This window comes from Arhodomonas sp. KWT (assembly GCF_010993615.1).
The window spans coordinates 1-8,120 of record NZ_WNXE01000122.1; the positions used below are offsets into that span (position 1 = coordinate 1).

Consider the following 8,120-nt stretch of genomic DNA (forward strand, 5'->3'; position numbering starts at 1 on the left):
AGTGGCACGACTATCCCATGCAGCACGCCGTGTGCATGGAGGAAATCCACGCCATCGGCGCCTGGCTGCGGCGGGTGCTCTCGCTGTAAGGGGCCGCGCGGGGCGGGCGGAGGCCGGCGTTCCCCGGCGGCATTGCACGGATCGCACTTCGCCCCACGGGTTAGCGGTGCCGGTCCGTGTGCAGGACCTGCCAGCGTGCCGCGGTCTCCAGATCCGGTTCGACGCCGAGACCGGGATCGCCGGAGAGCGTCATCCCGCCGTCGCTGACGGCGGGATAGGGCTGTGCCAGTGTCCGGCGGAGCGGATTCGGGTTGCTGTCGACCTCCAGCAGGCCATCGCCGCCGGCCGCGGCGAGCAGGTGCGCCGAGGCGATAAGCCCGATACCGCCACCCAGATAGTGGGGGCAGTACCGGCGCCCCGCCCCCCGCGCACGCCGGGCGACGGTGTAGCAGCCGGTGATACCGCCCCATTTGCAGAGGTCGGGCTGCAACACCGACAGGGCGCCGAGCTCGATGCTTTGGTCGAACCCGGGGGCATCGGCGAGGTTCTCGCCGCCGGCCAGCGCCACCGGCGAGGCCCGGGCCAGTGTCGTCCAGTCCGCCGCGGGTGAATCCACCGGCATGGGCTCCTCCAGCCATTCGAGCCGCTCATGGGGCAGGTGCCGCACCATGTCCAGCGCGGTGTCCCGGTCCCAGGCCTGATTGGCGTCCAGCATGAGCTGCTCGCCGTCGCCGAGATCGTCCGCTGCGGCGCGGGCCACCGACAGGTCCGCGGCGGCGTCGAATCCCACCTTGATCTTGAATGCCCGGTAGCCGGCGGCGCGGCATTCGGCAACGCGCTCCCCGGCCAGCTCCGGATTGATGCCGCTGGCATAGACGGGTACCCGCTGCCGGTCGGCGCCCAGCAGCTGCCACAGGGGGACGCGGCGGCGGCGTGCCGCCAGGTCCCACAGGGCGAGGTCGACGCCGGCCAGCGCCTGGGCTACGGGTCCGTATTCGCGTGTCTGCAGCACCAGCGTGTGCGTTTCACCGGCGAGCCGGGCGTAGGCCTGATCGGGGCTGGTGAAGGAGCGGCCCACCAGCCTGGGCGCGAGCACGGAGTCCACCAGCCGGGCCCGGTGCTCGGCCCCGCAGGTGGGAAAATTGCACCAGATCTCTCCCCATCCGAAGGCGCCGTCCGGGTCCTCGACCCGGACCAGGACCGCCGGGCGGTCGGTCATCACCCCGAACGATGTACGCACCGGGGTGTCGATCGGTGCCCGGAAGACCCATGCCTGCACACGGCTGACCGAGACCGGGCCGGCGTCGGGAAGCGTCACGGGGGCGTTCATGCCGGTTCTCCTCCTACGCGTGCCGGAGATAGGCGGAATGCTCGGTGGTGTAGAAGGTGACGGCGGAACGGCCCACGGAGTAGGCGCCCACGCCGGAGTGACGGATACCGCCGAAGGGCATGTGGTCGTCCGGCACGGTGCCGTGATTGACGTGCATCATGCCGTTCTGGCTGTGGTCCAGAAACCGCTGTACCAGGTGGTTGTCGTTGGAGAACAGCGCCGAGGTCAGGCCGTACTCGACGCCGTTGAGGATCGTCAGGGCCTCGTCGAAATCGCGGTAGGTCAGCACCGAGAGCACCGGCCCGAAGATCTCCTCCCGGGCGACGCTCATCTGCGGGGTGACGTCGGCGAGGACCGTGGGCTCGAAGAAGAAACCGTCCTCGCAGCCGGAGACCTGTGCCCTCCGGCCGCCGGTGAGCGCACGGGCGCCCGCTTCCAGGCCCTCGCGGACGTAGGCGTCCACGCGCTCCAGCTGGTCGCGGTTGGTCAGCGGTCCCATGGTGGTGCCGTCGACGGCGCCGTCGCCCAGGCGTTCCGCCTCGGCGCGGGCGACCAGCCCCCGGAGGACGTCGTCGCGGAGATCCTCCCGGACGATGACCCGGCTGATCGCGGTGCAACGCTGTCCGGCGCACTGGTTGGCCGCGCCCACCACCTGGTCCAGGCAGCCGTCGAGATCGTCGCTATCGTTGATGACCACGGCGTTCTTGCCGCCGAGCTCCAGCGATACCTCGGCCAGATTCGCTGCCGCCGCGGCGTAGATCCGGCGCCCGGTCGCCACCGAGCCGGTGAAAGTCACGCCGTGCACGCCCGGGTCGGAGACCAGCGCGGTCCCGGCCCCGGCGCCGCCGTGGAGCAGCTGCAGCAGCCCCGGGGGCAGTGTCTCCAGTGCCGCCTCGGCGATGATGGCCGCGGCTGCCGGGGTGAACTCCGAGGGCTTCAGTACGATGGCGTTGCCGAAGGTCAGCGCGGGTGCGATCTTGCGCATGGGGGTGAGCACGGGGAAGTTCCACGGCGTGACCGCGGCGATGACGCCGCGTGGCCGGCGCAGCACCAGGTTGCGCATGCCCGGCCGCTGGCCGGGCATGACCTCGCTGTGAGGGCGGGCGGCCTCGCCGGCCATGAAGCGGGCCTCCCGGAGTGATTTACCGGTCTCGCCGCGCGCCTCGGCGAGGGGCTTGCCCTGCTCCCGGGTCACCGCCACGGCGATGGCCTCCGCGCGCGCCTCCACTGCGTCGAGGAACCGCTGTACCTGCCGGGAGCGCTCCACCGGCGGGCGCGCGCCCCAGTCCCGCTGAGCGACGTCCGCCGCGCGGACCATGCCGGCCACTGCCTCCGGCGGAGTGGCCGTGTAACGTCCGGCCCGCTCGCCGGGGCGCGCGGGATTGTGCGTCTCGAAGCGCTTGCCGTGGTCGATCCACTCGCCGCCGCTCAGGTAGCCGTACTCGTACATGGAAGCATCCTCCGGGTCGTGCGCCGTCGGCCGGGGCGGATTGTTCGCCCCGGCCTGAAAGCGCTAACATTCAAAAAACAGATGAACAGCCGCGACAGGTACTGACTCCCGCCGCTATGCAGAAAAAGCCCCCGGTCCGCATGGAAGACGTCGCCCGGATCGCCGGCGTGTCCTCGATCACCGTCTCGCGTGTGCTCAATCAGCCGGGCAAGGTGGCGGAGGAGACCCGGGAGCGCGTCCTGAATGCGATCGAGGCGGTCGGCTACGTACCCAACAGCGTCGCCGGCAGCCTGGCGTCCCGGCGAACCAGCGTTATTGCGGCGCTGGTGCCGACCATTACCAACTCCATCTTCGCGGATACGATTCACGGCCTGACCGACGTGCTCACGCCGGCGGGCTATCAGCTGCTCCTCGGTGCCACGGGGTATTCGCTGGAGAGGGAGGCACAGCTGATCACGGCCCTGCTGGCGCAGCGGCCGGCCGGGTTGCTGGTGACGGGGCTCGCCCATGCGGAGCGGGCCCGCACGCTGATGAAGTCCGCGGGTATACCCGTGGTCGAGACCTGGAACGTCCAGGGCGAGGCCGTGGACATGGCCGTGGGCTTCTCCAATTACCGCGCGTGCTACGACATGGTGGTTCGCCTCGCCGGGAACGGACACCGGTGCATCGGCTTCGTCTGTGCCCCTACCGAGGCCAATGACCGCGCCCGGGAGCGGCTGCGGGGGTACCGCAGTGCGATCCGGGACCTCGGGCTGCCGGAGCGGGCGGAACTGGTTCGCGAGGCCAAGTTCTCGTTCCACGCCGGTGCCGAGAGCGTGAACCGCATGCGTGCCGAGGTGCCGGACCTGGACGCCGTCTTCTGCGCCAACGATATCCTGGCGATCGGCGCGCTGTTCGAGTGCCAGCGCCGGGGGGTCGATGTCCCTGGCGACCTCTCCATCGCCGGCTTCGACGACGTCGAGCTGGCCTCCCAGGTCAATCCGGGCCTGACCACCGTGCGCATCCCCCGCTACGAGATCGGCCGTGAGGCCGCGCGCATGCTGATGCAGCGCGTCGACGGCCGGCCGGTCAGTCCCGGCATCCTCGATCTCGGCTTCGAGATCGTCGAGCGCCAGAGTACTGTTCGCCCCGGGTGACGGCCGGTGTCGGGGCGCGGGGTTCGCACGCAGCGGCGGCATCATCCCTCCGCGTGGTCCGTCACCAGGCCGCGCATGGTTTCGTACAGGGCGGTCCAGTCCTGGCGGCCGCGGCCGTCCTGCCGTGCCAGGGCGTAGGTCTGCCGGGCTACCGCGCCCATGTAGGTGGGCACGTTGAGCCCGGCCGCCAGCTCCAGGGCCAGACCCAGGTCCTTGTGGGCGAGGTCGACCATGAAGCCGGGGGTCAGGTCGCCCTTGAGGACCTTGCTCGGGTAGGTGGTGCCCATGTGCCCCTGGCCGGCCACTGTGCCCAGCATCACCTGCCGCGACTGCTCCCGGTCCAGGCCGCTGGATTCGGCCAGCACCAGAGCCTCCGCCGTCAGCGCGTTAAGGGCGATGGACATGTAGTTATTGACCACCTTCATGCGCTGTCCGGTGCCCACCGGTCCGCAGTGAAAGATGGTGTCGCCCATCCGCTCGAGCAGCGGCCGGGCGCGTTCGACGTGCGCCGCCTCGCCACCGGCCATGATCAGTAGCCTGCCTTCCACGGCGTGCTGCGAGGAGCGTCCGACCGGGGCGTCGACGACGGCCACGTCCTGCTCGGAGAGCCGGCGGTGGAAGGCGTCGGTATGGGCCGGGAGGATCGTGCTCATGTCGATGTACAGGGTATCCGGGGCGAGTGCGCCGGCGATGCCGTCGGCACCGAACAGGGCATCCCCGACGATATCCCCGTTGGGCAGCATGGTGATGACCGCGTCCCGTCCCTCGGCGGCCTCTCGCGGTGAAGCGGCTCGTTCGGCGCCGTCTGCCTCCAGTGCGGCGGCCGCATCGGCGTTGACGTCATGGACACGCACCGCGTAGCCGGCGCGCAGCAGATTGCGCGCCATGGGGGTGCCCATGGTGCCGACGCCGACGAATCCAATGGTTCGAATCATCTGTCTCTCCCTTGATGCTCCTGCGGGACCGGCGGGCGCGGCCGACGCCGCGCCCGCGATGCGTTAGCTCACGACGTCGAGGTAGCGTTTGGGGTGGAAGTACTCGGAGGCCGGACGCGGATTGTCGATGGCACCGATGTCCACGAAGAAGTCTGTGACCTGGTCCAGCCATTCGGTGACCGTGCCGTCGCGGAATTTCCCGGCCCATGCGTCGCTGGTGAAGACCTTCTCGTACTTGTACTGGGCCCTGAGCTCCTCCAGCGGCACCTTCGTGTAATGGGTCTTCTGGAGCTTCGCCAGGGCCTCGTCGGGCTTGTTCACCAGGAAGTCGTTGGCGGGGACCCAGCCCTTGATGACCTTGTCGATGACCTCCGGGTGCGCCTTGAAGAAGTCGTTGCGGGCCGCCCAGCCACCGACGATCGCCGCTTCCGGGTAGTACCTGGAGGCATCCACCAGCTTCTTCGCGCTGGGCACCTGCTTCTCGACCTGGACATTGAACGGGACCCACAGGGCCACCGCCGGTACGGCCCCCGAGATGAAGGCGGTCACCGCCGCGCTCATGCTCTGGTTGACGAGCTCCACGTCCTTGTCCGGGTCCAGCCCGGCCTCGGTCAGCGCGCGGTGCAGGAAGACGTGGGCGGTGGTGCCGCGGGTCGTCGCGATCTTCTTGCCCTTCAGGTCCTCGATCCTGTTCACCCCCATATCCGGGTGGACCCAGAGCTGGGCGGTGGCCCATTCCACGTTGTTGATCATGAACACCTCGCCCTGGCCACGGGCGGGGAAGTTGGAGACCACGGCACCGGTGGCGAGCATATCGAGGCTGCCGCCCACCATCGCCTGAAACAGGCCCAGGCCGGTGGTGAACTGGATGAACTCCATGTCCAGCCCCTGGTCCTTCCAGGTCCCCATCTCGTCGGCCAGCCACATCTGGCCGTCAACGGCCAGCGTGTGCAGGTAGCCGACCTTGACCTTGGTCCTCGGTTTGGCGATGAGCGGGCCGACACCGCCCATCGCGAACAGGGAGGCGCCGGCGCCGACGCCTTTCAGGAAGTTCCTGCGATTGGTCTGGTAGCTCATTCTCTGTGTCCTCCTCACGGGTCTCAGTGGCTCTTCCGGGCCTGTTGCTCCTGTGCCGCGTATTCCGCCATCACCATGTCGCGGACCTCGGAGCGCAGCTCCGCAAATTCCTGCGTGTCGTGAAGCTCCGGGTGACGCGGATAGGCAAACGGGACCTCGATGACCCGGCGGATCCGCGACGGGCGGGCGCTGATTACCAGTATCTTGGAAGAGAGGTAGAGCGCCTCTTCGACGGAGTGGGTGATGAGCATCACTGTCTTGCCGACCTCCTGCAGGACGTTGAGCAGCAGGTCCTGCATGGCGGAGCGGGTCTGCGCGTCCAGCGCGCCAAACGGCTCGTCCATTAACAGGAATTCGGGATTGACGGCGTAGGAGCGGGCCAGCGCGAGGCGCTGGCGCATGCCGCCGGAGAGCATTTTGGGGTAGTCCCGGCGGAAGTCGCCCAGCCCCATGAGCTCGATATAGCGGTCGACGATCTCCCGGCGCTGCGCGGCGGGGACGCGGTTGGCCTTGAGCTTGAGGCCGAAGGCGATGTTCTCCTCGATGGTCAGCCACGGGAACACGCCGTACTCCTGGAACATCATGCCGCGCTGCGCCGAGGGGCCCCGGATCGGGGTGCCGTCCAGGGTCACGCTGCCCTCGGAGGGCTGGATGAAGCCGGCGACCATGTTGAGCATGGTGGTCTTGCCGCAGCCCGACGGTCCGACCAGGGAGATGAATTCGCCGCTGTCGACGCAGAAGGAGACGTCGTCCACGACCTTGAGCGGCCCCTTGTCCGTCGCGAAGGCCTTGCTGACGCCATCGAAAACGATTCTCGTATCGCTGGATTGCATGATCTTCCCCTCAGTCGGTGGAGCCTTCCTGCCAGCTCAGAAGGCGGCGGGTCAGCGCGCGTAGTGCCATGTCCATGAACAGCGCGATGAAGCCGATGCAGATGATGCCCATGTAGATCGTGTCGAGCTGGAAATAGGCGGAGGCGTCCTGGATAACGGCGCCCAGCCCCTGCTGGGCGGCAACCAGCTCGGAGGCGACCAGCGTCGCCCAGGCAACACCGAGGGCGACGCGCAGCGCGGTGAGCATGTGGGGGATCGACAGGGGAATGATGACGCGGTGGAAGATCTCGAACTCGCTCGCCCCCAGCGTGCGCGCCACCCGGATATAGATGGGGCTGATCTGGCTTATCCCCTCGTACATGACGATAACGCTGGCGAAAAAGGACGCGTAGAAGAGGATGATGACCTTGGCCGTCTCACCGATGCCGAAGTAGACGATCACCAGCGGAATGAGGGCGATCGGGGGCAGGGCGCGGAAGAAGTTGATCAACGGGTCCATGAAAGACCGCAGCCCCCGGTACCAGCCGAGCAGGAATCCGACCGGCACCGCGCACAGCGTGCCGAGGACGACCCCGACGAATACGCGCTGCGTGGACATGTACATGTCGAGCAGCAGCCCGTCCCGGGTCAGCAGGGTCCAGAACTTGACCGCGACTGCGTCGGGCGTGGGTATGAGCTGCGGCCGGAACAGACCCGAGTAGCGCAATCCGTACCAGAGGGCGACCAGAACCACCCACGGTGCGAGCAGCCTGAACGCCCGCCACGCGATCAGCCGGGCGATCCGGCTGCCACCACGGGCGGCTTCCGGGCGTGGCTCGGAGGTGGCGCCCTCCCGGGGACCCGACGCAGCAGAAGGACTGCTTGGCATGTGTCTCCTCCTCCTCGTTGTCAAAGCAAGCGTGCCTGCCGGTATGACAGCGCTAACATCGATATTCGGATTCTCACCGCTCCTGTTCGCTGCAGAAACGGACCACACGCCGGTGGTTGCCTATTATTGCGATGTTAGCGCAAACATAACCCTCCCCATCGGGCGTTTGTCAAGGGTGGCCTGCGATGCGACCCCGCCACCATGTCGCCCATGGGCCTGGCACTCCCACGAGCCAGTCGTGGCCAGTGCATGTCCGCGAGCGGGTATCCCGGGGCGGAAGAATAGGACGCGGAGCCGTTGCACCCGATATAAAGGTGGTCGCTCCAATGAGGTGCAGGAACAACGCGATCGGGATGTAAATTCGGCAAATCAGAGGACGTGGCTATCCCATGCAGCACGCCGTGTGCATGGAGAAAATCCACGCCATCGGCGCCTGGCTGCGGCGGGTGTTGGGTCTTTGACCGTCGCCCTCTCCGGGATAGCGCCGGCCC

General features: G+C 68.1%; 7 protein-coding genes. 1 reads left to right on the forward strand and 6 read right to left on the reverse strand.

The annotated features are described in order from the left end of the window. Positions 1–160 precede the first annotated feature (160 nt). A complete protein-coding gene (locus tag G7A99_RS14245; protein ID WP_018718017.1) occupies positions 161–1,330 on the reverse strand; it encodes a mandelate racemase/muconate lactonizing enzyme family protein in 1,170 nt (389 codons plus the stop codon). 13 nt (positions 1,331–1,343) lie between these two features. Then, positions 1,344–2,780, reverse strand: coding sequence for an aldehyde dehydrogenase (locus G7A99_RS14250; protein WP_018718018.1), 1,437 nt, complete (start codon positions 2,778–2,780; stop codon positions 1,344–1,346). A 140-nt stretch (positions 2,781–2,920) separates the two neighbouring features. Here G7A99_RS14250 and G7A99_RS14255 point away from each other — a divergent pair, with 140 nt between their 5' ends. Continuing rightward, positions 2,921–3,916, forward strand: coding sequence for a LacI family DNA-binding transcriptional regulator (locus G7A99_RS14255; RefSeq protein WP_169509137.1), 996 nt, complete (start codon positions 2,921–2,923; stop codon positions 3,914–3,916). 41 nt (positions 3,917–3,957) lie between these two features. On the opposite strand, the gene yihU is transcribed toward G7A99_RS14255, so the two are convergent. From yihU to G7A99_RS14275, 4 genes are all read right to left on the reverse strand, one after another. Next, on the reverse strand, positions 3,958–4,851 hold the full coding sequence (gene yihU, locus G7A99_RS14260; protein ID WP_018718020.1) for a sulfolactaldehyde 3-reductase: 894 nt from the start codon (positions 4,849–4,851) through the stop codon (positions 3,958–3,960). Positions 4,852–4,914: 63 nt separating this feature from the next. Continuing rightward, entirely contained in the window at positions 4,915–5,928 is a 1,014-nt protein-coding gene (locus G7A99_RS14265) for an ABC transporter substrate-binding protein (protein WP_205599861.1), read from the reverse strand. Between the two features lie 23 nt (positions 5,929–5,951). Continuing rightward, positions 5,952–6,761, reverse strand: a complete 810-nt coding sequence (locus tag G7A99_RS14270) for an ABC transporter ATP-binding protein (RefSeq protein WP_018718022.1) — start codon at positions 6,759–6,761, stop codon at positions 5,952–5,954. A gap of 10 nt (positions 6,762–6,771) precedes the next feature. Next, positions 6,772–7,629, reverse strand: coding sequence for an ABC transporter permease (locus G7A99_RS14275; protein ID WP_018718023.1), 858 nt, complete (start codon positions 7,627–7,629; stop codon positions 6,772–6,774). Between the last annotated feature and the right edge of the window lie 491 nt (positions 7,630–8,120).